Origin of the sequence: Burkholderia sp. BCC1988 (assembly GCF_905339895.1) — a bacterium.
Taxonomy (GTDB): domain Bacteria; phylum Pseudomonadota; class Gammaproteobacteria; order Burkholderiales; family Burkholderiaceae; genus Burkholderia.
In genome coordinates this window covers 305,339-331,209 of sequence record NZ_CAJPHA010000007.1, presented here as the reverse complement: position 1 = coordinate 331,209, position 25,871 = coordinate 305,339, and the positions used below count along the sequence as shown (strand labels likewise).

Sequence of the window (25,871 nt, the reverse complement as noted above, 5' to 3'; positions counted from 1 at the left end):
GGACTTGCCCGAGCCCGAACGGCCGAGCAGCCCGACGATCTCGCCTTCGCGCAGCGACAGGTTCGCGTCGTCGAGCACGAGCAACTCGCCCTGCGACTTGTTGAAGCCGCGATTCACATGTTCGACGCGCAGGATTTCCTCGCCGAGGCGCGGCGGCTGAAGCGGCTGGGACGTCTGGACAGGGGCGTTGATTACGGTCTGGTTTTGCATCGCGCTTACTCTCAATCGAGACGGAGCCGGGATTCCGCATAGGCGTACATCGGACGCCACAGCAGACGGTTGAACAGGGTAACGAACAGGGACATCACGGCGATGCCCAGGATGATCTTCGGAAAATCGCCGGCGGCGGTCATCTGTGCGATGTACGAGCCGAGGCCATGCGCGACGACCCTGGTGTCGCCCCACTGCACGAACTCCGACACGATGCTCGCGTTCCACGCGCCGCCGGATGCGGTGATCGCACCGGTCACGTAGTACGGGAAGATGCCGGGCAGCATCGCCTGCCGCCACCACTGCCAGCCGCGAATGCGGAAGTTCTTCGTCGCTTCCTTGTAGTCGTTCGGATAGGACATCGCGCCGGCGATCACGTTGAACAGGATGTACCACTGCGTGCCGAGCACGATCAGCGGCGACAGCCAGATGTCCGCGTTCAGATGGAAGTGGACGATCACGATCACGAACACCGGGAACAGCAGGTTCGCCGGGAACGCGGCGAGGAACTGCGCGAGCGGCTGGATCTTCTCGGCCAGCGCGGGGCGCAGCCCGATCAGCACGCCGAGCGGCACCCAGACCACCGACGCGATCGCGATCAGCACCAGCACGCGCAGCAACGTGATCAGCCCGAGCACCAGCACATGGCCGACCTCGCCCATCGTCACGCCGGTCGCGACGAAGCTGACGACGCGCCACCCGACGTACACCGTCAGCAGGATCACGAACGCGCCCCACACGATATCGCCGACGCGCGACGAACCGCGCGCCGACGTGCCGCGCGAGCGCTTGCCCGTGAGCGCCGGCACGCGCAACGGAATCCGCGCGGCCTGCGACAGCAGCCAGCCGGCCGGCACGAGCAGCTGGTGAATCAGGTGCGTGCGGCGCAGCATGTCGAGCAGCCAGGACTGCGGCGCATCGCCCGACGCGGTGTTCTCCATCCGGAACTTGTCGGCCCACGCGACGAGCGGGCGGAACAGGAACTGGTCGTACGCGAGGATCACGACCGACATCGCGACGATCACCCAGCCCACCGCGCCGAGGTTCTTGTCGGCGATCGCCTGCGCGAGATACGCGCCGATGCCCGGCAGCGTGATCGTCTGGTTGCCGACGGTGATGGCCTCCGACGCGACGACGAAGAACCAGCCGCCCGACATCGACATCATCATGTTCCAGATCAGCCCCGGCATCGAGAACGGCACTTCGAGCTTCCAGAAGCGCTGCCACGGCGTCAGGTGAAAGCCGCGCGACACTTCGCTCAGGTCGCGCGGCACCGTGCGCAGCGACTGGTAGAAGCTGAACGTCATGTTCCACGCCTGGCTCGTGAAGATCGCGAAGATCGCCGCGAGCTCGGCGCCGAGCACGCGGCCCGGGAACAGTGCGAGGAAGAACGTGACCGTAAACGAGATATAGCCGAGCACCGGCACCGACTGCAGGATGTCGAGGATCGGGATCAGCACCATGCCGGCACGGCGGCTTTTCGCGGCGAGCGTGCCGTAGACGAGCGTAAACACCAGCGACGCGACCATCGCGGCGAGCATCCGCAGCGTGGTGCGCAACGCGTATTCGGGGAGGTTCGACGGGTCGAGCGAGATCTTCTGCGTCTGCAGCACGGCGATCGGCGCCATCGTCTGATGAAAGCCGACGATCGCCATTGCGAGTATGCCGATGATCAGCGGAAACGCGACCGCATCCCAGCGGTTGGGGAGCACGCGCCACGCGGACGCGTTGGCGGTGCGATTCGGATCGAAGAAACTGATATCCATCGGTAGCGTCTTGGTCGAATTGAAAATCGATGGGATCGGCCGCTGACGCGCGGCCGGATGCGCCGTTAGCCGGCGCGGCTCAGAACGGCTTGTTGCGGGCCCGGCACAGGACCGCCGAACGCGCGATCGACGCAGGCAAGACCAGCACCCGCGCGACGGCGGGCAGCATGATCGGCAGGACCGAACCCTCCTTGACCGGACCGGGATCCGCGCTCAGCTGAACGCCGACGTAGACGATGCCGCAGGCAACGATCGGCAAGAACGGCGCGAAGCCGACGGTGCGCGTGCGATGACCGCCCGCACCGCTGGTTTCCGTTGCCGCGAGATTCGGCATGAGGGGCTCCGGAGAAGTGATTCGGTGTCGCAGGCTATCGGGCGGACATGACGCAAACGTGACGTGTCACTTACAGGACATTGACAGGTCATCGGCCGGTGGTCCGTCATTGCGCCGCAAGCCGTGAGCAACCTCGCAACGCGCGGGAATAAATCCGCCGCCGCAGCGGTATGGCATACGAAGGCGCCGGCTTACTCCAGGACGATCCGGCCGTCCGGTTCCGTCACACGAATGCGAGGCTCACATGTCTTCATCGAATCCCACCCGCCCGTCGCGTCGCAAGGCCCTGCAATGCATGGCGTTCGGCGGCCTCGGCACGCTGTTTACGCTGTCGGGCGGCATCCTGACGCCGTTCGACCTCGCGCTCGCGCAAAGCGGCGCCGCACTCCCTGCGGACAAGGGCCGGCCGCTGTTCGTACAGATCAGCGACACGCACATCGGCTTCAACAAGGACGCGAATCCCGACGTCGCGGCCACGCTGCGGCAGACCATCGAGCTCGTCAACGCGATGCCCGCTACGCCCGCGCTCGCGATCCATACCGGCGACATCACGCATCTGTCCAAGGCAGCGGAGTTCGACCAGGCGTCGCAGCTGCTGTCCGCGCTGCGCGTGCCGGAGCTGCATACGGTTCCCGGCGAACACGACGTGACCGACGGCTCGGGCGCCGAATATTTCAGCCGCTTCGGCAAGGCGTCGGACAACCGCGGCTACTACAGCTTCGATCACGCGGGCGTGCACTTCGTCGCGCTCGTCAACGTGATGCACTTCAAGCCGAACGGGCTCGGCAGCTTCGGCGACGAGCAGCTCGCGTGGCTCGCGCAGGATCTGAAGGGGCAATCGTCGAGCACGCCGATCGTCGTGTTCTCGCACATGCCGATGTGGACCATCTACGAGCCGTGGGGCTGGGGCACCGGCGACGCACCGCAGACGATGGCGCTGCTGCGCCGCTTCGGCTCGGTCACCGTGCTGAACGGGCACATTCACCAGATCGTGTCGAAGGTCGAAGGCAACGTGACGTTCCACACCGCGCGCTCCACCGCGTTCCCGCAGCCGACCGCCGGCAACGGCCCCGGCCCGGTGCCGCTCACCGTGCCGCGCGACCGGCTGCCCGCGATGCTCGGCGTGACGACCGTCGACTTCGCCGGCCATCCCGTGGCGGCGTCGCTGCGCGACACGACGCTGGCCTGATCCCTCGCCTGATCCCTCGCCCGATTCCGCTACGCAAGGAGACCGACATGACCTTCCTCAAGCCCTCGACGCTGCTGGCGGCGCTGACCCTGTGCGCGGCCGCCGCCGGCACGCCGCTCGCCGCATTCGCGCAACCCCCGGCCGGCCCGCTCGTGACGATCCACAACTTCATGTTTTCGCCGATGTCGACCACGATCAAGGCCGGCACGACGGTCACGTGGAAGAACCTCGACGCGGAACCGCATACCGTCGTCAACGACGCGGGCATCTTCCATTCGAATGCACTCGACCAGGACGAGAGCTACTCGTTCCGCTTCGACAAGCCGGGGGTCTACAAGGTGTTCTGCGGGATTCATCCGTACATGAAGGAGACCATCACCGTGGAATGACGCGGCGCAGCGCGCCGCACCATGCGCGCGAAGATCCGGCACCGCGGAGCGACGCCCGCCGATCGCCTACACTGGTTCCAACCGGCCGGCCCCCGCCGGCCGTCACCGACCACGAGGCACGCGATGACGGCAAGTCAACCCGCACACCCGAAGCTACCCGGACAGGTCGTGCTCGTGCTCCAGGGCGGCGGCGCACTGGGCGCATACCAGCTCGGCGTATTCGAGGCGATGGACGCGGCGGGCATCCAGCCCGACTGGGTGATCGGCACGTCGATCGGCGCGATCAACGCGGCGCTGATCGCCGGCAACGCGCCCGCGCACCGCGCGCAGCGAATGGCCGAATTCTGGCGCCACGTCACCGAACGGCCCGCCGTGACCGTGCCGGGCTTCCCGACGACCTGGGACAAGATAGGCTCGGAACTCGCGGTGATCGGCGCGGGCCTCACGGGATTCTTCCGGCCGAATCCCGCCGCGTGGCTCGGGCCGCTCGCGCGGGTCGGCGTCGAGCACGCGTCGTATTACGTGGTCGAGCCGCTGCGCGACACGCTCGCGTCGCTGATCGACCTCGACCTGCTGAATGCGTGCCGGCCGCGACTGACCGTCGGCGCGGTCAACGCGTGCACCGGCACGATGCGCTATTTCGATTCGCGCGACCGGCCGCTCGACCTCGACCACGTGATGGGCTCGGGCGCGCTGCCGCCCGCGTTCCCGGCCGTGCGGATCGACGGCGCACCCTACTGGGACGGCGGCATCTACTCGAATACGCCGGTCGAGGTCGTGCTCGACGATGCGCCGCGCCGCAGCTCGATCATCTTCTCGGTGCAGATGTGGAATCCGGTCGGGCCCGAGCCGCAAAGCATCTGGCAGGTGTCTGAGCGGCAGAAGGACATCCAGTACGCGAGCCGCACGGACGGCAACATCGCGCGGCAACAGCAGATTCACCGGCTGCGCCACGTGATCAAGGAACTGGTGATGCGGCTGCCGGAGGCGGAGCGCACGTCGGCCGACGTGCAGGCGCTCGCCGCGTGGGGATGCCAGACGACGATGCACGTGATCAAGCTCGCGGCGCCGCGGCTCGACGGCGACGATCAGTGGAAGGACATCGATTTCACGCCGGACGGCATCGCGGCGCGCCGGCAGGCCGGGTTCGACGCGACGATGCAGGCGATCGCCGCGCGGCCGTGGGATCAGCCGATGGACCCGACGGAAGGGCTCAGCGTCTGGAGCCCGGAAGAGAACCGGATCGGCGAACGGCACAACTGAGGCAGCCGGCGCAACGTCCGCGCGCGCACCGCCTGCCCGGCAGCGGCTTAAAGCGCGCGGACGATGCCGCCGTCGACGCGAATGTTCTGCCCGGTGATGTAGCCGGCGCCTTCCGACAGCAGGAACGTCACGGTCTGCGCGATCTCCTGTGTCTTGCCGAAACGGCCGGCCGGAATGCGGGCCACGATCTCGGGCGTCTCCGGCCAGCTGTCGATGAAGCCGGGCAGCACCGAATTGATGCGGATGTTGTCCTTCGCGTACCGGTCGGCGTACAGGCGCGTGAACGCACTGAGCGCCGCGCGCAGCGCGGACGACACCGGCATCGCCTGCTCGGGCGCGTCGGCCGCGAAGCTCGAAATGTTGACCACCGCGCCGCCGCCCTGCTTCAGGAAGACCGGTGTCACGCGGCGCAGCACGCGCGCGACGTTGAGCACGATCAGGTCGAGCCCTTCGTGCCATTTGTCGTCGTCGATCGAGAGCAGGTCGCCCTTCGGCGGATGCCCGGTATTGTTGACGACCGCATCGATACGGCCGTACTTCGCGAGCGTCTCGTTCACGAAGCGCGCGATGTCGGCGTCTTCGGTGACCGACCCCGCCACGCCGAACCCGCCGAGTTCCTTCGCCAGTTCGACCGCGCTGCCGGACGGCGACATCAGCGCGACGCGATAACCGTTGCTCGCGAGATCCCGCGCAATCGCGGCGCCCATGCCCTTGCCCGCCGCCGTCACCAAAGCCACTTTCTCTACAGTCATGCTGTTCTCCTGAATGGGTCGGCGCAGCGCCGCGATCATCGTCCATGGCAGCACTGTAGGGCTCTATAATCGGCTTGTCGAACCATGATTTCTCCACCCACCCTGTAGAATTTCTACTGCATGAAGGCGCTATCGCGTACCCGCCGGTTCCCGCCGCTCAATGCGCTTCGCGCGTTCGAGGCCGCCGCGCGACACCTCAATTTCCGGCTGGCCGCCGACGAACTCGGCGTGACCCAGGGCGCGGTGGCGCAACAGGTCAGGCATCTGGAGGACGTCGTGGAGGTTCAGCTGTTCCGGCGGCTGCCCAGGGGGCTGGCGCTGACGCGCGAAGGGCTCGAGTATTTTTCGTCGGTCCAGCGTGCGCTGCAGATCATCTCCGACGCCACGGACGCGCTCGGGCAGCGCCCGACGGTTCTGGCGGTCAGCACGACGCCGTCGTTCGCGTCGAAGTGGCTGATTCCGCGCCTGTCGGACTTCGGCCGGCTGCATCCCGACATCGAGGTGCGCGTGATCGCCGACGAAAGGCTGGCGTCGTTCCGGGCCGACGGCGTCGACATCGCGATTCGACTGAGCAAGCCGCCGTTCCCGGCCGGCCTGGTCGCCGAGTTGCTGTTTCCGCTCGACATCTTTGCCGTCGCCAGCCCGAAACTGCTCGACAGCGGCTCGCCGATCCGGACGCCCGCGGACCTCGCCAAGCACGTGCTGTTGCACGACGCGCACGATCTGTGGCCCGAGTTCATCGACAAGCTCGGCGGCAAAGGCCGGGCCGATCCGACGAAAGGGCCGCGGTTCAGCCAGTCGCTGCTCGCAATCGACGCCGCGGTCGCCGGCCAGGGCATCGCGCTGACGAGCGAGCCGCTGGTCGAACGCGATATCGCGGAAGGCCGGCTGCGGCGCGTGTTCGACTTTTCGTTTCCGATGTCGCTCGGGTTTTACGTCGTCTTTCCGCAGGCCAGTGCGCACTCGGAAGCGCTCGATGCGATGCGGCGGTGGCTGTTCGCGCAGTACGGGAACGGGTGACGCGCTGAAGTCCGACCGACCAACAACCCCACTTCCATGAGTGCCTTCGCGCATATCGTTATTTTCCGATATATGATTCGCCCATCGACGATACCCGTTTGCCCAGAACACCACGCCCTTCCATGCCGACCGAACTCGACATCGACGCGATCCTGAAAGCGCTCTCGAACCCCGTGCGCCGGGAAATCCTCGTCTGGCTGAAAACGCCGGGCGCGCATTTCCCGGAGCAGACGCTGCCGTACGACCACGGCGTCTGCGCCGGGCAGATCGACGCGCGCTGCGGGCTGTCGCAGTCGACGGTTTCCGCGCACCTCGCGACGCTGCAGCGCGCGGGGCTCGTGACGTCGACGCGGATCGGCCAATGGGCGTTCTTCCAGCGCAACGAGGCCGTCATCGACGCATTTCTCGACGCCCTGCGTCGCGAACTCTGACCCAGGCCATGCGGGCCACCCGCCGCGCACGACGCGACGGCCATCCCGTCTTTCGTGAAAAGGTTATCTCCATGCCCACCCTGTTCGACCCCGTTACCCTCGGCGACCTGACCCTGCCGAACCGCGTCGTGATGGCGCCGCTCACCCGTGCCCGCGCAAGCGAAGCCCGCGTGCCGAACGACCTGATGGCCCGTTATTACGCCGAGCGCGCATCGGCCGGCCTGATCATCAGCGAAGCGACTTCGGTCACGCCGCAGGGCGTCGGCTACGCGGACACGCCGGGCATCTGGTCCGACGAGCAGGTGGAAGGCTGGAAGCGCGTAACGCAGGCCGTGCACGCGGCGGGCGGCCGCATCGTGCTGCAGCTCTGGCACGTCGGCCGGATTTCCGATCCGGTGTTCCTGGACGGCGACCTGCCGGTCGCGCCGAGCGCGATCGCCGCGGGCGGTCACGTGAGCCTCGTGCGGCCGCCGCGTCCGTACGTGACGCCGCGCGCGCTCGACATCGATGAAATTCCGGGTATCGTCGCCGCGTATCGCAAGGGCGCGGAAAACGCGAAGAAGGCGGGCTTCGACGGCGTCGAGATCCACGGCGCGAACGGCTACTTGCTCGACCAGTTCCTGCAGGACAGCACCAACCTGCGCACCGACGCGTACGGCGGCCCGATCGAGAACCGCGCGCGCCTGCTGCTCGAAGCGGTCGACGCGGCGATCGACGTGTGGGGCGCGGGCCGTGTCGGCGTGCACCTCGCACCGCGCGGCGACGCGCACACGATGGGCGATTCCGATCCGGCCGCGACGTTCGGCTACGTCGCACGCGAACTCGGCCGCCGCAAGATCGCGTTCATCTTCACGCGTGAATCGTATTCGGGCGACCAGCTGAGCCCGCGTCTGAAGGAAGCGTTCGGCGGCCCGCTGATCGCGAACGAGCAGTTCACGCTCGAATCGGCGCAGGACACGCTCGCGAGCGGCCACGCCGACGCGATCGCGTGGGGCAAGCTGTTCATCGCGAATCCGGACCTGCCGCGTCGACTCGAACTCGGCGCACCGCTGAACAAGCCGGTGCCGGAGACGTTCTACGCCGAAGGCGAGACGGGTTACACCGACTACCCGGCGCTCAGCGACGCGGCCTGACGGCCGGCGGCACGTTCATGCGCGCACGTCCGCGCGCATGAACACGCGCTGCGTCTCGTCGAGCCCGCGTGCGACGTGATGCGCGCGGATCGCATGCAGCGTGTCGTCGAGCGATGCGTCGTCGATGACGTCGAAGCCCAGGCGCGCGTAGTACGGCGCATTCCACGGCGCGTCGCGAAACGTCGACAGCACGACCTGCGCGATGCCGTCTCGCGCGGCGCGCGTCATGATCCGTTCGATCAGGCGCGCGCCGATCCGCTGCCCCGCATGCGACGGCGCGACGTCCAGCTCCTCCAGATAAAGCCGCTGCGCATCGAGCAGCCGGTAGAACGCGAAACCCACGCAGGCCCCCGCTTCGTCCGTCGCCACATACGCGCGACCGTCGTCGATGCGTGCGAGCACGTCGGCCGCATCGGTCGGCTCGCCTTCGGCGATGTCGGACATGCCGATGTCGCGAAAGCGCTGGGCGGCGGCCACTTCCACGGCGGCCATCGCGGCCGCGTCTTCCCGCGTGGCGGGACGAATCCGGATCGATACTGTCATCACGACGAGGTAGGCAGGCAGGAACGGCCGTCACTATAATCGAAACTTCATACCTTTCGAACGCCTTGCCCACGAGGTTCGCCATGACGCTGTCCGCGCTCGCCGTGTTCGCCATCGCCCTGCTCGTCACCGCCGGCACGCCCGGCCCGAGCGTCGCCGCGCTCGTCGCGCGCGTGCTGACGAACGGCGTGCGAGACGTGCTGCCGTTCCTCGCCGCGATGTGGATCGGCGAGGCGCTGTGGCTCACGCTGGCGGTGGCCGGGCTGTCGGCGTTCGCACGCACGTTCGAGACGGGCCTGCTCGTGCTGAAGCTGCTCGGCGTCGCGTACCTGCTGTTTCTCGCGTGGAAGATGTGGACCGCGCCGACCGACACGCAGGCCGGCGACCTGCCGCGCGGGCAGTCGCCGTGGCGCATGTTCGTCGCGGGCACGCTGGTCACGCTCGGCAATCCGAAGATCATGCTGTTCTATCTCGCGCTGCTGCCGACGATCGTCGATCTGACGCACGTCGGTGTGCTCGCGTGGGCCGAGCTCGTCGGCACGATGCTCGCGATCCTGATCCTCGCCGACTGCTTCTGGTCGCTGCTCGCGGTGCGTGCGCGCGCATTTCTGACGTCGGCACGCGCGAAGCGGGTCGCGAACCGCACGAGCGCGACCGCGATGGCGGGTGCGGCGGTGGCGATTGCGACGCGGTAGTCCGTCGATCGCACACCCTACCGCTCTCTGCAGACCTGCGATGCCGCAACTCGAGAAAATTCCCGCGGCACTTGCCGCACCGTCGATTTCTCGTCGCGAGATCGTGCTTCCGCTCGACGCCGCGCTCGAATGCATTGACTATTGCGAGCGTCATCGCATTCCGATCTATGGTTGGGAAGGTTGGGTCCTGACTGCCGACGGACGTGTCGGACATGGCAGCGCTCCGCAGGGCACCGTGAGTCTTGATGATTGGCCGCTGGCGGAGGCCGCCGCGTTCTGCCGCAGCACGATGGTGTCCGAATCGAAGGTGTGGCACAACGAATACCCCGGGACAACCGACCAGCTGCATTTCTGCATCACGATCGGCGACACGTACTGATTGCCCCACCCGCGCGATCGGTCCTCGATATCGACGGCGTCTCGAATGCCACGCATTTCACCTTTCTCAGGCAGTGCCCCGATCAGCTAGTTCGCAATCGTCAATGCGAATGCGCTAACAACCCACCGACCTGCGCCTGCCACCCGCCACAGGCACATCCTCATTACACTCAACCAACGCCCGCACCAACGCCCAGTCATCGTCGTCGCAGAAGTCGAGCAGCATCGCGCCACACGGCCCGCGCGCTTCTCGCAACCGCGCCGCGAGCCGCGCCTGAATCCCGACCACCCTGCCGTCGCCGCGCGCGACCACCGACGGATTCGCGCCCATCCCCGTGCCGCTGCAGAAATTGATCGCCCAGCGCCCGCTCTCCGGCGACGGCATGCGGCTCAGCAGCGCATCGATCACACGCCACTTGTAATGGATCGACCCGGCGACAGGCACACGGTATTCATCCTGGATCACGAACGCCGCATCCGGATGATCGACCGTAAACGTCGCATTGTCGGGCCACGCGGTCAGGTCGATGCCCAGCGGCCGGCTGCTGCGGAACCGCCGCAACAGCACCATCGCGCCGCGCACGTCGCCGAGCGCCGGCAGCGCGCCGCCCGCATGCCAGCGCAGCCGCGGATGCCGCGCGCAATGCGCATCGAACGTCGCGTCGAAACTGCGCGTGCACGCATGCGCGGGCCATTCGTCCTTCACCGACATCACGATGCATTCGCGCGGATGCGCATCGAGAAAGCGCGTGCAGTCCGCGAGCACGTCGTCGAACGACAGGCCGAGCGCGATGCCGCCGTGATGGATGTCGAACGTATCGCCCCGGTGCCGGCAGCGAATGTCGAGCAGCCGCACGCCATGCGCGAGCTGCGCATCGAGCGGCGCGCGCTGCGTGCGCACGAGCGGATCGTCGACCGTATACGCACAGGTGTCATGGCTGCCCGGTAGGGTCAGCGTATGCAGCGGCCGCGCGTCGTCGAGCGCCGACATCCAGTCGGCCAGCGGCGTGGAGGCTTCGTGTCGCGAAGGGATCATGAATCGATGACTGACAAGGAAAGAAAGACATGGGTGACCGCGTCGGATGTCGCCGTGCGGGCCGGCGTGTCGCGCTCCGCGGTGTCGCGCGCGTTCTCGCCGACGGCGAGCATCGCGCCTGAGACGCGCGAACGCGTGATGGCGGCCGCGCGTGCGCTCGGCTACCAGGTCAACCTGATCGCGCGCGACATGATCACGCAGCGCAGCAGCATGATCGGCGTCGTGACGGCCGGGTTCGAGAATCCGTTCCGCGCGCGGCTGCTGTCGGACCTGATGGCCGCGCTCGGGCAGCGCGCGTTCACGCCGCTCGTGACCAATGCGGACGATCCGCATCAAGTCCGGCAATCGCTCGAACGGCTGCTCAGCTACCGGATCGCGGGCCTGGTGATGACGTCCGCTTCGCCGCCGCTGTCGGTCGCGCAGCAGTATCTCGACCACCGGATTCCCGTCGTGATGATCAACCGCGAAGCGAACCTGCCGGGCGCGGACGTCGTCGTCAGCGACAACGCGGCGGGCGCCGTCCATGCGGCGCAACGGCTCGTGCGGACCGGCGCGCGCCGGCTCGCGTTCGTCGGGCCGCGCACCGCGAGCTACAGCGCACGCGCGCGCGCGGATGCGTTCGCGCAGGCGCTGCAACGGGGCGACGCGTACGATGCGGCGCTCGTCCGCGTGATCGATACGGACTCCGACACGCATGCATGCGGCCTCGACGCCGCACAGAAACTGTTCGCGACGGGCGAGCGGCCGGACGGTGTGTTCTGCTCGTCCGACCTGCTCGCGCTCGGCATGATCGACGCCGCGCGCGACGCCTTCGGCTTGCGCGTGCCCGACGACCTGCGCGTGATCGGCTTCGACGACATCCCCGCCGCCGCATACGACGCCTACCGGCTCTCGACGCTGCGCCAGGACACGCAAGGCCTCGCGCACGCGGCCGTCGACCTGCTCGCCGACCGGATCCAGACGTTCGACGGCGCCTCGCGCACGCGGGTCGTGCCGGTTACGCACGTGGTGCGGCATAGCTGCACGTAACGCGTCGCGTCACTTCAGCCCGCCGGCGAAGCCGCGCAGCAGGTAGCGCTGCACGTAGCCGGCCACCGCAAGGGTCGGTAGCGACGCCAGCAGCCCCGCGCTCATCAGGTCGCCCCAGTCGATGCCGTTCTCCGTCACGTAGCCGGCAATCGCGAGCGGCAGCGTGAAGCGGCTCGGCGTCGACACGAACAGCAGCGCGATCAGGAACTCGTTCCATGCGGCGATGAACACGAAGATCGCGGTCGCGATCAGCCCCGGCGCGCACAGCGGCAACACGATCTGCACGAGCCGCCGCGCGAGCCCCGCGCCGTCGATGCACGCGGCCTCCTCGTATTCGACGGGCACGTCGCGCACGAACGCGAGCAGCATCCAGATCGCCATCGGCAGCGCGTAGATCTGGTAAGCAAGCATCAGCCCGAGCGTCGAATCGAGCAGATGCAGCCGCTTCGCGAGCGCGAACAGCGGCACCGCGATCGTGATCGGCGGCATCAGCTTCAACGCCAGCACGAGCATCAGGAACAGCACATCCAGCCGCGCCGGAAACCGCAGCCGCACGAGCGCGTATGCGGCCGGAAACGCGAGCGTCAGCGCGAGCAGCGTCGTGCCGAACCCGACCAGCAGCGAATTGGCGAGCGGCGCGCCGATACCGTTCGACCACACCGACGCGAAATGCTCGAACGTCGGTGCAGCCGGCCAGATCCGCAGCGGATGATCGAGGCGCTCGAGCGTCGGCATGAACGCCGCGCCGGCCATCCACAGGCACGGCAGCAACAACAGCGCGAGCGCAATGATGCGCAGCGCCCACGGCGCGGCATGCGCGAACGCGGCACCCTTTCGCGCGTGCGCGAGGTACGCGGATCGCGCCGTCATGCGCGCCGCTTGCGAACCGTCTGCCATACGTACCCCGAAACGAGCAGCGCGGACGCCGCGAGCATCAGCACCGACGCGGCGCTCGCCGGCCCGACGTTGAAGAAGCGGAAGCCCGTGTCGTAGATGTAGGTCGACAGCGTCTGCGTCGCGTTGCCGGGGCCGCCGCCCGTCAGCGCGTAGACCTTGTCGAACAGCTTGAACGTGTCGATCGAGCGCAGCAGCAGCGCGAGGCCGATCTGCGGCGCCGCGAGCGGCAGCGTGATGTCGCGCAGGCACTGCCATTCGCTCGCGCCGTCGGTGCGCGCGGCTTCGTACAGTTCCTGCGGGATCGATTGCAGCCCGGCCAGCACGATCAGGAACGCCATCGGCGTCCACTGCCATACGTCGACGAGCGCGAGCGACCACAACGCAAGATGCGGATCGGACAGCCAGCGCACGCCTTCGACGCCGAACGCGGCGAGCAGCGCGTTCAGGAAGCCGTCGAAGTTGAGCCAGTTGCGCCAGATCGCCGAGCACACGAGCGTCGAGAGCATCATCGGCAGGATCGCGAGCGGCAGCGCAATGCGCCGCCCCGGAAACGCGCGCACGAACAGCAGCGCGAGACCGAAGCCGAGCGCGACCTCGACGAGCGACGCCGCGATCGTGAAGCGCAGCGTGTTGCCGAAACCGGCCGCGAACGCGTCGTCGCCGAGCACCGCGCGATAATTCGCGAGCCCGATGAACGCGCGCCGGCCGGCCGCATAGTCGACCTGGCAGAACGAGTCGATCAGCACCTGCGCGACCGGGTACAGCGCGAGCGCGGCCAGCACCAGCAGCGCGGGCCCGAGCAGCGCGACGAACGGCAGGCCGCGGCCGAGGGCTTTCATGCGCGGTTTCCGGACGATGCGTGGCGGCGTGCCGTCATTTGCCGGCCGCGGCCATCGCCTGCGCGATCTTCTGCTGCGCCTGGCGCAGCGCGGCGTCGGGAGCGGCCTGCCCGGTCAGCGCGAGCTGCAGCTGGTCGCCGAGAATGCTCTCGACCTGCTGCCAGTCCTTCACGCGCGGCCGCGCACGGCCGGCCTCGAGCGCCTTCAGCTGATCGGGGTACCAGCGGTACTGGCGCACCAGCGCCGGATCGGCGAACACGCTGCGGCGCGTCGGCGGAATGCCGATCCCGGCGAGACGCGTTTGCGTGTCGCGCGAGCTCAGGTAGGCCAGGAAATCCTGCGCGAGCTTCGCGTGCGGCGCATCCTTCGGAATGCCCATCTGCCAGATGCCGAGCATCGGCGCCGGGCCGGCCGTCTGCCCGGGCGGCGGCTGCAGCGCGATCTGCCCGACCACGCGCGACTGCTTCGGATCGTCGAGCGCCGGGATCCACGCCGGCCACACCTCGATCGACTGCGCGGCCGTGCCGCGCTGCAGTGCGTCGCGCACCTCGGCGGCGCCGTATACGTCGACGTCCTTCGGCGCGGCGGTCTTCAGCGCAAGGAAAGTCTTGAGCGCGGCCTGCGACTCGCGCGAATCGATCGTCACGTTGCCGGCACGGTCGAACACGTCGCCGCCGTAGGCCCACAGGATCGGCAGGAAGCCCGTCACGACCGGGTTGCCCTTGGTGCCGCGGAACACGACGCCCGACACGCTCTTGTCCGCGCCGCCGATAGTCTGCGCGATCTTCAGCACGTCGTCCCAGTTGCGCGGCGGCTGCAGCTGGTACTTCGCGAGCAGATCCTTCCGGTACGCGAACATCTCGACGTTGCCGACGATCGGCAGCGCGTACAGCGCGCCCGCCGCGTTGCGGCCGAGCGCGACCGCCGACGGCACGAGATCGGCGTCGGCGAGCGCTGCGGGCAGCGGCTTCAGCCAGCCGTTGCCGATGAATTCGGGTGCCCACGTATCGTCCATCATCACGAGGTCGTACGTGCCGGTGCCTTCGCGCATCGACAGCTTCAGCTTCTGGTACAGGTTCGCGTTCGGCAGCTTGAGCAACTCGATGTCGGTGCCCGGATGCAGCTTGGTGAAGCCGGCGACGGCGTCGGCCAGCCCCTTGCCGTAGATGTCGTCGCGGCCCGCGATGACGAGGTCCGCCGCGAAGGCGTGCGAGGCGGCAACGGACAGCGCAACGGCGGCGGACAGCGCGCGCAGGCGGCTCAGCAGGGTCATGTGGTCTCTCTCGATCGGCGTGGTGGCGAGCCGCCGGGCGTTGCACACGTGTGCAACGCGGGCGACGCTTCGGGCGGCCTGAAGCGAACGCCATTGTTCACGTCGATCGTTAAGAATTTGTGGCACGCGGCGAAAGCGGCCGACGGTGCGGCCGCCCGCCCCGCCCGCCGCCCGTGCCGTCGTGTGCGTGCCGTCAGAAGTTCACGCGAATCCCGGCCATCACCGCGAGCTGCCGGCTCGAATTGCTGTTCGCGAGCACCGGAATCTGCGCATAGTTCATCGCATTGCCGTTCGCGTCGGTGCCGAGCCCCGTGCCGCTCGCGATCTGGCCGATCGCGACCGCATACAGCGCGGTGCGCTTCGACAGGCTGTAGTTCGTGCCGACGTTGACCTGGTGAAAGCGCGTCGTGCCGCGGCCGTCCGTGTGCGCGGCGTTGAAGATGTACGCGACGCCGCCTTGCAGCGCGGGCGTGAACATGTACGTGACGTTCAATTCGCCGATGTCGAACGTGAACGCCTGCGTGCGCGGCTGCGCGCCGGTCGAGAAATAGCGGCTGTCGCCGAGGCGCGTGTGCGTGTAGGTCAGCGCGACCGTCGCCGCGCCGAGCGTCACCGAGCCGCCCGCGCCGAACGCGCGCATTGAGCCGGCGTCCTGCAGCAGGCAGTACATCGCGCCCGGGTTGCTGCACGCGAAGTCGCCGATATAGCCGCTCGCGCCGCCGAGCGCCGCGTCGAGCGGCTGGTGCAGGTCGAGATAGCCGACCGAGAACGCGACCGGCGCACGCGTGTAGGTCGCGGCGACCGCATAGCCGCGCTTCGCGGAAAAGTCGCCGGCCTGGCCGCCGAAGCTGAACGTGCCGCCGAACGTCAGGCCGTTGAAATCCGCGCTGGTGAACTTCACCGCGTTGTTGAAGTTGAACGCGGCGTTCAGGTTGTCGACGTCGCCGAGGTGCGAGCCGTACGGCGTCGCCCAGTTGTTGCTCGATACATACGCGCCGAGCATGTCCGTGTACGAGTCGTATTGCCGGCCGAGGCCGAGCGTGCCGATCGCCTCCTGGCGCAGCCCGACCCACGCCTGCCGGCTGAACGCGGTGCCGCCCTGCAGCGCCTGCCCGTTCGCGGACAGGAACTGCTGCTCGAGCGAAAACACCGCGTCGAGCCCGCCGCCGAGCGGCTCGGCACCCTGAAATCCGAAGCGGGACGGCACGAGGTTGCCGCCGCCCATCTGCCATGCATGGCCGCCGCCCGTGCTGCCGTCGGCGCGCGTGAACTGCTGGTTCGTCGAATAGATGACGCCGGTGTCCACGGTGCCGTACAGCGTCACGGTGCCGGAGGTCTGCGCGTGCGCGTGCATGCAACCCAGCGTGGCCGCGGCCGCGGCCAGTCTTCGTCCGATCTTCATGTCCCGTCCCTCTGTTGTCATCGATTCGCAGTGCGAACCGACGGTGTTGTCGATTTCGGTGACAGGACTCTATCCAGCGAAAATTCGGGACCCCTATCCCAAATCAGCAAATGGTGAAGCGAACGGAACGGGCGACACGCGGCGGCGCCCGGCGGCGCCGTCGCGATGCGAAGACGTCATTCGGGGCGCAAGGTTTGCGACGGCAGCTCGCCGAACAGGTCGCGATACTCGCGCGCGAAATAGCCGAGATGAGTGAAGCCCCAGCTTGCTGCGGCCTCGCCGACGCCGAGCTGATGCGCGGACGTCGTGCGCAGCAGGCGCCGCACCGCGTTCAGCCGGATCGTGCGCAGATAGCCGACGGGCGTGACGTCGGCGACGCGCTGGAAGCTCGTCTGCAGCGTGCGGCGGCTGCAGCGCAGCGCGCGGCACAGCTCGAGCACGGTGACGGGTTCCTCGGGCCGGTCGCGCAGGTGTTTCTCGCAGCGGCTGACGATATCGCTGTAGGTGGCGTGCGTGATGTCGCGGCGCTCGACGCCGATGCCCTGCTCGAGCGCATCGAGGAACATGCCGAGCATCGTGTCGCGGAACATCTTGCGGGTGGCCGCGTATTCGAGGCAGCCCGGGTTGCGCTGCGCGTCGTCGATCAGCGACGACAGCCGCGCGCCGAGCGCGACGCCTTGCGCGTCCGACAGCCGCGTGACGTGCCGCAGCTTGCGCGCGCCGGCTGCGCCGAATTCGGCCTCGCAGAGCTCGTCGACCATGTCCGACGCCGCGCTGATCCCGACCAGCCCCATCCCTTCCGGCGTATGGAATTCGAAATCCTCGCCGGCGCGCAGCGCGAGCAGCGCATAGCCGTCGACCGGCTGGCTCTGGAACGTGCCGGCGAGCGGCACCGACAGCGGCACCGCGAGCGACGTGCGCCCGGCCGGTGCGAGGCCGGTTTGCGCGACACGCCGGTTGGTCGTCTCGCGGAAGAAATGGAAGTCGTCGTACAGCACCTGCGTGACGGTGCCCCTGAAGCGGCCCGGCGTCATCTGGCGGTAGACCTGATGCCAACCCGCGATCGCGAGCCCGTGGTCATGCACGTCTTCGTGTGAGCGTGACTGGAACAGCATCGGCATCTCCGGTAAAACCCTGATTCCACGCTGCGGCCGCACGGCACGCAGCGCCACAGCTTACCCCCGCAAAATTCCGCGCAGTGCAGTTTCGAATGCAAGACAGGCCGCCGACAGCGCGGCGGCCTGCTCACCGGTCACGCGCACGTAGCGGCGAAACGACGGCATCCGGTTCACGACCTCGCTGCCGCCGAACGGCACGACGGCGAGCGTCCAGCGGCCGTCGCGCGCGGCGATCGTACAGTCGGTCAGGTGCAGCGGGCGCAGCGCGCCGGCGAGCGACGAATCGGCGACGAGCGCGGCCACCGTCCGCGCGAATCCGGGGTCGCTTCCCGGCTCGGGCGCGGCCGCGATGCCGGTGCGCCGCAGCCAGCCGGTCTGCAGCACGCGTGCAAGGCCCTGCGCGGCCGGGCCGTCCGCGCTGATCGACACCTGCACGCTGACCGTATGCATCAGGAACTGGCGGTCGACGCGTTCTTCGACGCTCACGCGCACGCCGTTCGGCAGCCGGGCCAGGATTTCGGCCGCGCCGCCGTTCGCGTCGCGCACCGCACCGAGGTCGGCGAGCACGCGCGCGGCGATCGCGCCCGGCCGGTGGCCGGGCGGCGGTGCGTCGGGCGCCGCGCGCCAGCGGGCGAGCGCGGCCCTCACGAGGCGACGTGCTCGTTGCGCAGCACTTCCTCGACCGGCACCGGCCTGAACGGATGCCGGCGCTGCACGACGAGCGTCCAGAACAGCGCGTACAGCGCGGTGAGCCCGAGCATCGCGCCGAACGGCACGTAGATGTCGCGCGCATTCATGCCGGGCGGCGTGATGTACCAGATCGCGAGCACGATGCCGACGCTCGACACGATCTGCGGCAGCGGGAACAGCGGCGAACGGTACGGGCGCGGCAGGTCCGGGCGGCGGATGCGCAGCATCACGACCGACGCGGTCACGAGCAGGTATGCGGTGCCCCATGCGCAGGTCGCGGCGAGCACGAGGTGCAGGATGCTGTCGAGATTGCCGTTGATCAGCCACGCATGGAAGATCGGCACGACCGCCGCCGCGACGATGCCGACCACCGGCGTCTTGAAGCGCGGATGCAGATACGCGAAGCAGCGCGGCAGCGCGCCGTCGATCGCCATCCCGTACAGGATGCGCGGCAGCCCGGCCATCAGCGTGTTGATCGTCGCGGCGCCCGCGCACAGGAACGCGATGCCGAACCAGATGCGGCCGAAGGGCCCGAGCACCTGCAGCGCGAACGCGGGAATCGCGCCCGGCGTGTCGAGCAGGTGCGTGAGGCCGTCCGGGCTCACCGGCACGTTCGCGACCTGGCGGCGGATCGCCGCGCCGTACAGGAACATGCAGATCGCGACGCCGACGAGGCCGAGCGCCATCGCGCGCGGAATCGTGCGGCCCGGCGCCTTCATTTCCGGCGCGAGCGGCGTGACGAACTCGCAGCCGACGAACATGAACATCGCCATCCCGACCAGCGACAGCACGGCCGGCACCGACGTGCCGACTTCCGAGCCGCCGAACCAGCCGTCGAGATGCACGGCCGGCGCGGCCGCGAGGCCGAGGATGCCGAAGATCATCAGCGACAGCCACATGCCGGCCGTCAGCACGATCTCGAGCTTGCTGAACACCTTGATGCCGATGACGTTGGTGATCGCGAACGTGACCACGAGGCCGACGCCGACGAGCCACGAGCTGTTGTGCTTCTCGAGCGCGGCGTTCAGCGATTCGAAGTTCACGAGCGCCATGATGCCGCTCAGGATCGTCTCCGCCGTGCCGGCGAACACGTGCACGAGGAAATACGCGGAAATCGTGCCGGTGATCGCCCAGAAGCGGCCGAGCCCGCATGACAGGTAATCGTAAACCGAGCCGGCCGTCGGCAGCATCGCGGCGGCTTCGGAGAACGTCGTGGCCTGCGCCTGCATCATCACGAACGCGATGAGCATCGCGACCGCGAACGCCCAGCCGCCCATCCCGAAGCCCGACGTCGCGGTGAGAATCACCGGGCTCGCCATGATGAGGCCGACGGCGCTCGCCAGCGCGGTCGGAAACCCGACCGCACCGGCCTTCAGCGCCGTGCCGCCGCCCGCTTCAGCCGACGCACCGGCGGGCGTGTCGCCCGCTGCGCCGGTCATTCCAGACCATCCCGACATCTTCGTCTCCTTCCCTTTTCGGGCCGGAACCGGCGCTGCGGCGCCCGCTCCGAGCCATGCTTCGCGGTCGGCCCGGGGCGGCGCTCAAGCGCCGGCACCCGGGCCCCTGTCGATCCAAACCTGATCCGATGTCGAAAAAATACGCAGGCAAAATAATCCGGTCATAGCGCAAATCGGCAAACCGGCGGTGGTGAACGGGTTATCCCGCCCTCCACCGCCGGTTCGGCGTCATGCGCTCATGCCGTCACGGCCTCATGCGAACGGCACGGCCTCGAAGCCCGCCGCGAGCGCGTCGACGATCCGGTCGAGCTGCTCGCGCTGGATCACGAGCGGCGGCGACAGGATGATCTTCGTGCCGACCGGCCGCACCAGCACGCCGTGCTCGCGCGCCACTTCCGCGACCGCGTTCGCATAGCCGGACAGCGGGTCGATCGGCTCGCGGGTCTGCTTGTTCGCGACGAGATCGAGCGCGAGCATCAGCCCCTTGCCGCGCACCTCGCCGACCGCCGCGAAGCGTTCCGGGAACGACTGCAGCGCTTCGAGCAGATACGCGCCCTGCTTCGCCGCGTTCGCCGGCAGGTCTTCCTTCACGACGATGTCGAGGCTCGCGATCGCGGCCGCGCAGGCGACCGGGTGCCCTGCGTACGTGTAGCCGTGCATGATCGCGCCGCCGAAGTCCGCGTTCGCGGCGAACGCATCCTCGATCCGCGCGTTCACGGCCGTCGCGCCGAGCGGCACGTAGCCGGACGAGATCCCCTTCGCGAGACACATGATGTCGGGGCGCACGCCCCAGCCGCGGCTGCCGAACAGGCTGCCGCTGCGGCCGAAGCCGGTCACGACTTCGTCGGCGATCAGCAGCACGCCGTAGCGGTCGCACACCTCGCGCACGAGCGGCCAGTAGTTGGCCGGCGGCACGATCACGCCGCCCGCGCCCTGCACCGGCTCGGCAATGAACGCGGCGACCGTGTCGGGGCTCTGGAACTGGATCTCGCGCTCCAGCATTTCCGCGCAGATCCGCCCGAGTTCCTCCGGATCCTGCGTGAACGGGTTGCGGTACAGCCACGGCGTCTCGACGTGGAAACAGCCGGGCAGGTTCGGCTCGTAATTGCGTCGGAACACCGTGTTGCCGTTCACCGACGCGCCGCCGAAGTGCGTGCCGTGATAGCCCTGCTTCAGCGAGATGAACTTGGTGCGGTCGGCCTGGCCGCGCACCTTCCAGTACTGGCGCGCGATCTTCAGCGCGGTCTCGATCGAGTCCGAGCCGCCCGAGCTGTACAGCACGCGGCGCATCCCTTCCGGCTCCATCATGTCGATCAGCTTCTTCGACAACTCTTCCGCGCGCGGATGCGAGATGCCGTCGAACAGCTGGAAGTATTCGAGTTCGTCGAGCTGGCGCACGATCGCATCCTTCACTTCCTGGCGGTTGTGCCCGACGTTCACGTTCCACAGGCCCGCGACGCCGTCGACCAGCTGCTTGCCGGTTTCGTCGAACACGTAGCAGCCGTCGCCGCGCACGATGCGGATCGGCTTGCGCTGTTTCATTTCGTTCGGGTGCAGCATCGGGTGCCAGAATTTCGCTTCGTTGTAGCTCATTGCAATCTCCACTTTTGGATCGTTTGAATCTCGACCGCCCGGGGTCGAGGTTCGAGGTTTTCGGGGTGTTCGCGGGGTTCGTGGTGTTCGGCGCAGGCGCCGCGCGTCAGTGCGCGAGGCAGACGGATTTGGTTTCGGTGAAGCCTTCGATCGCGTACTGGCCGAACTCGCGGCCGATGCCCGATTGCTTGTAGCCGCCGAACGGCATCGACGGGTCGAGCGGAATGTGACAGTTCACCCACACGGTGCCGGCCTCGATCTGCGGCACGAGGTTCATCACGCGCTTCAGGTCGTTGCTCCAGATGCTCGCGGCGAGGCCGTACGGCGACGCGTTCGCGAGACGCACCGCGTCGGCCGCATCGTCGAACGGCACGACGACGATCACCGGGCCGAACACTTCGTCGCGCACGATCGCGCTGTCCGGATGCGGATCGGCGATCACGGCCGGCTTCACGTAGTAGCCGGGCAGGTCGTCGGCCGGCGTGCCGCCCGCGAGGAACGTGAGGCCCGCGCGGCGCGCGCCTTCGATGTGCTCGACGACCTTGTCGCGATGGTGCGCGGAGACGAGCGGGTTGATCTGCGCGGTGGTATCGAGCCCCGCGCCGAGCTTCATCGACTGCGCAACGCCCGCGAGGCCGTCCGCCAGCTGCGCGAATTTGCTGCGATGGACGTAAATGCGCGACGCGGCCGCGCACACCTGCCCCTGGTTGAAGAACGCGCCGGCGGCGACGCCGTCGAGCGCCTGCGCGACGTCGACGTCGTCGAGCATCACGATCGGGTTCTTGCCGCCGAGTTCGAGCGAGAAGCGCGTCATGTTCTGCACGGCCGCCGCGCCGACCAGCTTGCCGGTCGCGGTCGAACCCGTGAACGAGATCTTCGCGATCGACGGGTGGCTCGACAGCGCGGCGCCGCACGTGCGGCCGCCGGTGACGACGTTGAACACGCCGGGCGGCACGCCGGCGTCGAGGGCGAGTTCGGCGAGGCGCAGCGCGGTGAGCGGCGTTTCCGGCGACGGCTTCAGCACGATCGTGCAGCCGGCCGCGAGCGCCGGTATCAGCTTCCACACCGCGATCATCAGCGGGAAATTCCACGGCACGATCGCCGCGACCACGCCGACCGGCTCCTTGCGCGTATAGGCCGTATAGCGGGCGCCGGGCGGAAACGGGATCGACACGTCGAGCGTCTGGCCGGTGATCTTGGTCGCCCAGCCGGCCATGTAGCGCACATATTCGACGCTCGCGCCGACCTCGATCGCGCGCGACACGTGGATCGACTTGCCCTGGTTCAGCGTTTCGAGTTGCGCGAGCGTTTCGGCGTCGGCCTCGATCAGGTCGGCGAGCTTCAGCAGGATGCGCTCGCGGTCCGCCGGGCGCAGCCCGCTCCACACGCGGGTGTCGAACGCCTGCTTCGCGCTCGCGACCGCGCGGTCGACGTCGTGCGCGTCGGCATCGGCGACCGTCGCGAGCCGCTCGCCCGTCGCCGGGTCGTACACGTCGAGCCGCGCGGGCGAGTGCGCGCGCTGCATGGCGCCGTCGATGAAAAGGCCGAAGTCGCGTGCGACGAAGGTGCGCACGGTGTCGCTGACCGCGACGAAGTTCGTGGTGCTCATGGGCGTCTCGATGATTGTCATGACTGGGCCGCGTGCGCTTCGGCATGCGGGTGTCGAACCACTGTATCGACGGGGGATCGCGCCCGGTGAGCGCAAATTGGCAAGCGCGTGCGGGACCGGAACGCGGGTGACTCGGGAACGTGGAATGGCGGCGTGCGAGCGTCGCGTTATCGTCGGATCGATGGCGCGGTGTGGCGTGGTGCGATGCGGTGCGATCGGTGCGACGTGGACGCGGGTGCGGGTGCGGGTGCGGGTGCGGGTGCGGGTGCGGGTGCGGGTGCGGATGCGGATGCGGATGCGGATGCGGATGCGGATGCGGAAAAGCTACAGGAACAACGCGCCGACCAGCTCGGTGCGGTTCGACACGCCGAGCTTCCGGTACATGCGCATCAGATGTGTCTTGATGGTCGGCTGGCCGAGCGCGAGATCGCGTGCGATTTCCTTGTTCGAGCGGCCGTCGCGTACGAGTCGGGCGATCTGCTCCTCGCGGTAGGTCAACCGCTCCTCGCAACCGATCCGGTGAATCCCGCGCCGCGCGCGCAGCAGCGGCGCCAGCGCGGCTTCGGCGACCGGCTGCAGCCGTGCCAGCGCGTCGATCTCGCCTGATGCGAACCGGCCCGCCGTGCGGTTGCCGTCCGCGTCGCCCGTCCCGAAGCGCAGCAGCGAAAACGCGCCGACCGTGCGGCCCGCGTCGTCGCGCAGCCAGATCTCGACGACGTCGGCCACGTCGTGCCGTCGCAGGAAACGGGTCCAGTACGCGGACGCATCGCGTCTTTCGTCAGGCAATTGGGACGCGAGCGTCACGACCGCACGTTCACCTGCCGCGCAGCGCGACGGGTGCAGCGGATCGAGCATCCGGTAGCGCGCGATGTAGGTGCGATGCATCGCCTCCGGCATCCCGAACAGCTCGAAATCGGCCGGCTCGCCGCTCAGGTCGAGCCGGTAGAACACGGTCGCGGACGGGCTCGCAAACGCGTCGAACGCATCGACGCACGCGCGTAGCGCGCGCTGCCAGTCGGCGGCTTCGTGGTCGGCGGAAGCGGATGAGGTCGGCATGATGGGAGCGGCCGGCGGCCGAACGCGTCGAAGGTCGGGCCAGCCTACCCGCGCCGAAATGGGCCGGTGAGCACAAATCGGCAATTCGTCCGTGGGTGACGTATGACGGGGCTGCCGGCCATGCCGCGACAACGGAGTCTGCGTCGGGAAGGCATGCGCCGTGAGCCGTGCGGACGATGATGGCTGTCGACGGTGGCGCGGGTCATCGCGCGCGCCGGCCGTGTCCCGACGACAGAATCCGCACCGGGAAGTCTTGCGCCGCGAGCCGTGCGGACGATGATGGCTGTCGACGGTGGCACGAGACATCGCACGCACCGGCCGTGTCCCGACGACAGAATCCGCGTCGGATAGGCATGCGCCGCGCGCCGTGCGATCGAAAATGGATGTCGAGGGCGGCGCGGAACATCGCGCGCCGATCGAGCGCGATCGGAATGATCAGCGAAATGCGCGGAGCGGCCGCACGCGCGGCCGCGAAACGGCGGCGCGGCAGCGTGTGCGCCGCGCCCGGTCAGTCAGGGTCCGCGTCAGTGCGCGTTCGCGGCGAACGTGTCGCAGGCACTTACTTCACCCGACTCCATCCCGCGCCGCAGCCAGTACACGCGCTGCTCGCTGGTGCCGTGCGTGAAGCTCTCCGGCACGACATAGCCCTGGCCTTGCTGCTGCAGCCGATCGTCGCCGATCGCAGCCGCCGCCTTCAGCCCCTGCTCGAAATCGCCGGGCTCCATCAGCCGCTGGTTCGCGCGCTGCGCGTTGTTCGCCCACACGCCGGCGAAGCAGTCGGCCTGCAGTTCCATCCGCACCGACAGCGCGTTCGAGCGCGCTTCGCTCGAACGGCGGCGCGCGGCATCGACCTTGTCGGAAATGCCGAGCAGGTTCTGCACGTGATGGCCGACTTCGTGCGCGATCACGTAGGCCTGCGCGAAATCGCCGCCCGCGCCGAAGCGCTTGCGCAGTTCGTCGTAGAAGCCGAGATCGATGTACACGTTGCGATCGCCCGGACAGTAGAACGGCCCCATCGCGGTCTGGCCGGTGCCGCACGCGGTCGGCGTCGAGTTCGTGAACATCACGAGCTTCGGCGGCTGGTACTGCGCATGCAACTGGGTGTTGAAGACGCCCGTCCACGTGCGCTCGATATTGCCGAGCACCTTGCGCGTAAATACCGCGCCGGGATCGTTCGCCGGCGCGCCCTGGTGCTGCGTGGGCGCGGGCTGCGCCTGCTGCTGGCGGCCCTGCAGCGCCGACGCGCCTTCGAGCACGACGCGCGGGTCGATCCCGAAGAAATACGATGCGGCCAGCGCGACCACGATCGTGCCGATGCCGATCGTCGCACGCCCGCCGCCGAACCCGCCGCCGCGTCGATCCTCGACGTTCACGCTTTCTCTTTCGTCGTCCAGCCTCATTGCCGGCCCCTCCCTGTTCTTGTCGATGGTCCGGCCGCGCGATGCGCAACCGGGCGATCAGCCGGCGCGCCTTGCGCGATCGGCAGACGCGATGCCTCCGTATCGGGCGCGCACCCACGCCGATCTCGCCGCCTGCCGCTCCGCTTGCACGACGGAATCGGCCGGCCGGCGCGCACCGTACCGGTGCGCTGGCTCGCCCGCGCTATTTTGCCGGGCTTTCGCGAACTATCTCAAAAATACGGAGGATAGAGCGATTCGGCGCCGAACATCGTCAGCCTTTGCAAAATGGCCGCGGTCGTGCCGTTCGGCCCGGTGCCGGGCGCGGCCCTCGACCGTCCGGCCGGTGCGCGTTCATCCTTTCGGCGGATA

At 68.4% G+C, this 25,871-nt stretch carries 26 protein-coding genes; 9 read left to right on the top strand and 17 right to left on the bottom strand.

Features of this window, described 5'->3' with window-relative positions:
* The 3 genes from U4012_RS13080 to U4012_RS13070 all read right to left on the bottom strand — a co-directional run.
* Positions 1-210, bottom strand: a 210-nt coding sequence (locus tag U4012_RS13080; protein WP_415750375.1) for an ATP-binding cassette domain-containing protein, incomplete at its 3' end; no start/stop codon positions are given.
* Positions 211-221: 11 nt separating this feature from the next.
* Positions 222-1,976 (bottom strand): ABC transporter permease subunit, encoded by a 1,755-nt coding sequence (locus U4012_RS13075; protein ID WP_321799024.1) that lies wholly within the window; start codon positions 1,974-1,976, stop codon positions 222-224.
* A gap of 79 nt (positions 1,977-2,055) precedes the next feature.
* Positions 2,056-2,310, bottom strand: a complete 255-nt coding sequence (locus U4012_RS13070) for a phosphate transporter (protein ID WP_321799022.1) — start codon at positions 2,308-2,310, stop codon at positions 2,056-2,058.
* Positions 2,311-2,554: 244 nt separating this feature from the next.
* On the opposite strand from U4012_RS13070, the gene U4012_RS13065 reads away from it, so the two are divergent.
* The 3 genes from U4012_RS13065 (at position 2,555) to U4012_RS13055 (ending at position 5,151) form a co-directional block, all read left to right on the top strand.
* Positions 2,555-3,499 (top strand): metallophosphoesterase family protein, encoded by a 945-nt coding sequence (locus U4012_RS13065; protein WP_044846687.1) that lies wholly within the window; start codon positions 2,555-2,557, stop codon positions 3,497-3,499.
* A 47-nt stretch (positions 3,500-3,546) separates the two neighbouring features.
* Positions 3,547-3,888, top strand: a complete 342-nt coding sequence (locus tag U4012_RS13060) for a cupredoxin family copper-binding protein (protein ID WP_321799019.1) — start codon at positions 3,547-3,549, stop codon at positions 3,886-3,888.
* Between the two features lie 123 nt (positions 3,889-4,011).
* The gene (locus U4012_RS13055; RefSeq protein WP_124489035.1) at positions 4,012-5,151 is read left to right on the top strand and encodes a patatin-like phospholipase family protein; all 1,140 of its coding nucleotides are present in this window, start codon (positions 4,012-4,014) and stop codon (positions 5,149-5,151) included.
* 47 nt (positions 5,152-5,198) lie between these two features.
* Here the strand turns inward: U4012_RS13055 and U4012_RS13050 are convergent, their stop codons facing one another.
* Complete coding sequence (locus tag U4012_RS13050) at positions 5,199-5,903, bottom strand: SDR family oxidoreductase (RefSeq protein WP_321799016.1); 705 nt, start codon at positions 5,901-5,903, stop codon at positions 5,199-5,201.
* A 120-nt stretch (positions 5,904-6,023) separates the two neighbouring features.
* Here U4012_RS13050 and gcvA point away from each other — a divergent pair, with 120 nt between their 5' ends.
* The 3 genes from gcvA to U4012_RS13035 all read left to right on the top strand — a co-directional run bounded on the left by gcvA (position 6,024) and on the right by U4012_RS13035 (position 8,487).
* Positions 6,024-6,923, top strand: a complete 900-nt coding sequence (gene gcvA, locus U4012_RS13045; protein ID WP_321799014.1) for a transcriptional regulator GcvA — start codon at positions 6,024-6,026, stop codon at positions 6,921-6,923.
* Positions 6,924-7,045: 122 nt separating this feature from the next.
* Entirely contained in the window at positions 7,046-7,354 is a 309-nt protein-coding gene (locus U4012_RS13040; RefSeq protein ID WP_044846683.1) for an ArsR/SmtB family transcription factor, read from the top strand.
* A gap of 71 nt (positions 7,355-7,425) precedes the next feature.
* Positions 7,426-8,487 (top strand): alkene reductase, encoded by a 1,062-nt coding sequence (locus tag U4012_RS13035; RefSeq protein ID WP_321799011.1) that lies wholly within the window; start codon positions 7,426-7,428, stop codon positions 8,485-8,487.
* A 15-nt stretch (positions 8,488-8,502) separates the two neighbouring features.
* Here U4012_RS13035 and U4012_RS13030 read toward each other — a convergent pair whose 3' ends face one another.
* Positions 8,503-9,030, bottom strand: coding sequence for a GNAT family N-acetyltransferase (locus U4012_RS13030; protein WP_321799009.1), 528 nt, complete (start codon positions 9,028-9,030; stop codon positions 8,503-8,505).
* Between the two features lie 83 nt (positions 9,031-9,113).
* On the opposite strand from U4012_RS13030, the gene U4012_RS13025 reads away from it, so the two are divergent.
* A complete protein-coding gene (locus tag U4012_RS13025; protein ID WP_044846680.1) occupies positions 9,114-9,725 on the top strand; it encodes a LysE family translocator in 612 nt (203 codons plus the stop codon).
* Positions 9,726-9,765: 40 nt separating this feature from the next.
* Positions 9,766-10,104, top strand: a complete 339-nt coding sequence (locus tag U4012_RS13020) for a hypothetical protein (RefSeq protein WP_321799006.1) — start codon at positions 9,766-9,768, stop codon at positions 10,102-10,104.
* A 114-nt stretch (positions 10,105-10,218) separates the two neighbouring features.
* Here U4012_RS13020 and U4012_RS13015 read toward each other — a convergent pair whose 3' ends face one another.
* The gene (locus tag U4012_RS13015) at positions 10,219-11,139 is read right to left on the bottom strand and encodes a phosphatidylinositol-specific phospholipase C (protein ID WP_153227283.1); all 921 of its coding nucleotides are present in this window, start codon (positions 11,137-11,139) and stop codon (positions 10,219-10,221) included.
* A gap of 6 nt (positions 11,140-11,145) precedes the next feature.
* Between U4012_RS13015 and U4012_RS13010 the strand changes: the two genes are divergently transcribed.
* The gene (locus tag U4012_RS13010; RefSeq protein ID WP_321799002.1) at positions 11,146-12,168 is read left to right on the top strand and encodes a LacI family DNA-binding transcriptional regulator; all 1,023 of its coding nucleotides are present in this window, start codon (positions 11,146-11,148) and stop codon (positions 12,166-12,168) included.
* Between the two features lie 9 nt (positions 12,169-12,177).
* Here the strand turns inward: U4012_RS13010 and U4012_RS13005 are convergent, their stop codons facing one another.
* The 11 genes from U4012_RS13005 to U4012_RS12955 all read right to left on the bottom strand — a co-directional run bounded on the left by U4012_RS13005 (position 12,178) and on the right by U4012_RS12955 (position 25,502).
* A complete protein-coding gene (locus tag U4012_RS13005; RefSeq protein WP_044846678.1) occupies positions 12,178-13,038 on the bottom strand; it encodes a carbohydrate ABC transporter permease in 861 nt (286 codons plus the stop codon).
* Complete coding sequence (locus U4012_RS13000) at positions 13,035-13,904, bottom strand: sugar ABC transporter permease (RefSeq protein WP_321799000.1); 870 nt, start codon at positions 13,902-13,904, stop codon at positions 13,035-13,037. Before U4012_RS13000 ends, U4012_RS13005 begins: the two co-directional genes overlap by 4 nt.
* Positions 13,905-13,938: 34 nt before the next feature.
* Positions 13,939-15,177: an ABC transporter substrate-binding protein gene (locus U4012_RS12995; protein WP_321798998.1), complete on the bottom strand. Its 1,239-nt coding sequence runs from the start codon at positions 15,175-15,177 to the stop codon at positions 13,939-13,941.
* A 193-nt stretch (positions 15,178-15,370) separates the two neighbouring features.
* Positions 15,371-16,579 (bottom strand): porin, encoded by a 1,209-nt coding sequence (locus tag U4012_RS12990; protein ID WP_321798996.1) that lies wholly within the window; start codon positions 16,577-16,579, stop codon positions 15,371-15,373.
* Positions 16,580-16,755: 176 nt separating this feature from the next.
* On the bottom strand, positions 16,756-17,694 hold the full coding sequence (locus U4012_RS12985) for a helix-turn-helix domain-containing protein (RefSeq protein ID WP_044846726.1): 939 nt from the start codon (positions 17,692-17,694) through the stop codon (positions 16,756-16,758).
* 60 nt (positions 17,695-17,754) lie between these two features.
* Positions 17,755-18,345: a DUF3156 family protein gene (locus U4012_RS12980; protein WP_321798994.1), complete on the bottom strand. Its 591-nt coding sequence runs from the start codon at positions 18,343-18,345 to the stop codon at positions 17,755-17,757.
* On the bottom strand, positions 18,342-19,844 hold the full coding sequence (locus U4012_RS12975; RefSeq protein ID WP_321798992.1) for an APC family permease: 1,503 nt from the start codon (positions 19,842-19,844) through the stop codon (positions 18,342-18,344). The genes U4012_RS12980 and U4012_RS12975 overlap by 4 nt, the downstream gene beginning before the upstream one ends.
* 252 nt (positions 19,845-20,096) lie before the next feature.
* Positions 20,097-21,437, bottom strand: a complete 1,341-nt coding sequence (locus U4012_RS12970) for an aspartate aminotransferase family protein (RefSeq protein ID WP_044846672.1) — start codon at positions 21,435-21,437, stop codon at positions 20,097-20,099.
* A gap of 106 nt (positions 21,438-21,543) precedes the next feature.
* Positions 21,544-23,046: an aldehyde dehydrogenase family protein gene (locus tag U4012_RS12965; protein WP_321798989.1), complete on the bottom strand. Its 1,503-nt coding sequence runs from the start codon at positions 23,044-23,046 to the stop codon at positions 21,544-21,546.
* Between the two features lie 324 nt (positions 23,047-23,370).
* Positions 23,371-24,102, bottom strand: coding sequence for a helix-turn-helix transcriptional regulator (locus tag U4012_RS12960; protein ID WP_124489048.1), 732 nt, complete (start codon positions 24,100-24,102; stop codon positions 23,371-23,373).
* 524 nt (positions 24,103-24,626) lie between these two features.
* On the bottom strand, positions 24,627-25,502 hold the full coding sequence (locus U4012_RS12955; RefSeq protein WP_321798986.1) for a neutral zinc metallopeptidase: 876 nt from the start codon (positions 25,500-25,502) through the stop codon (positions 24,627-24,629).
* Positions 25,503-25,871: the final 369 nt, after the last annotated feature.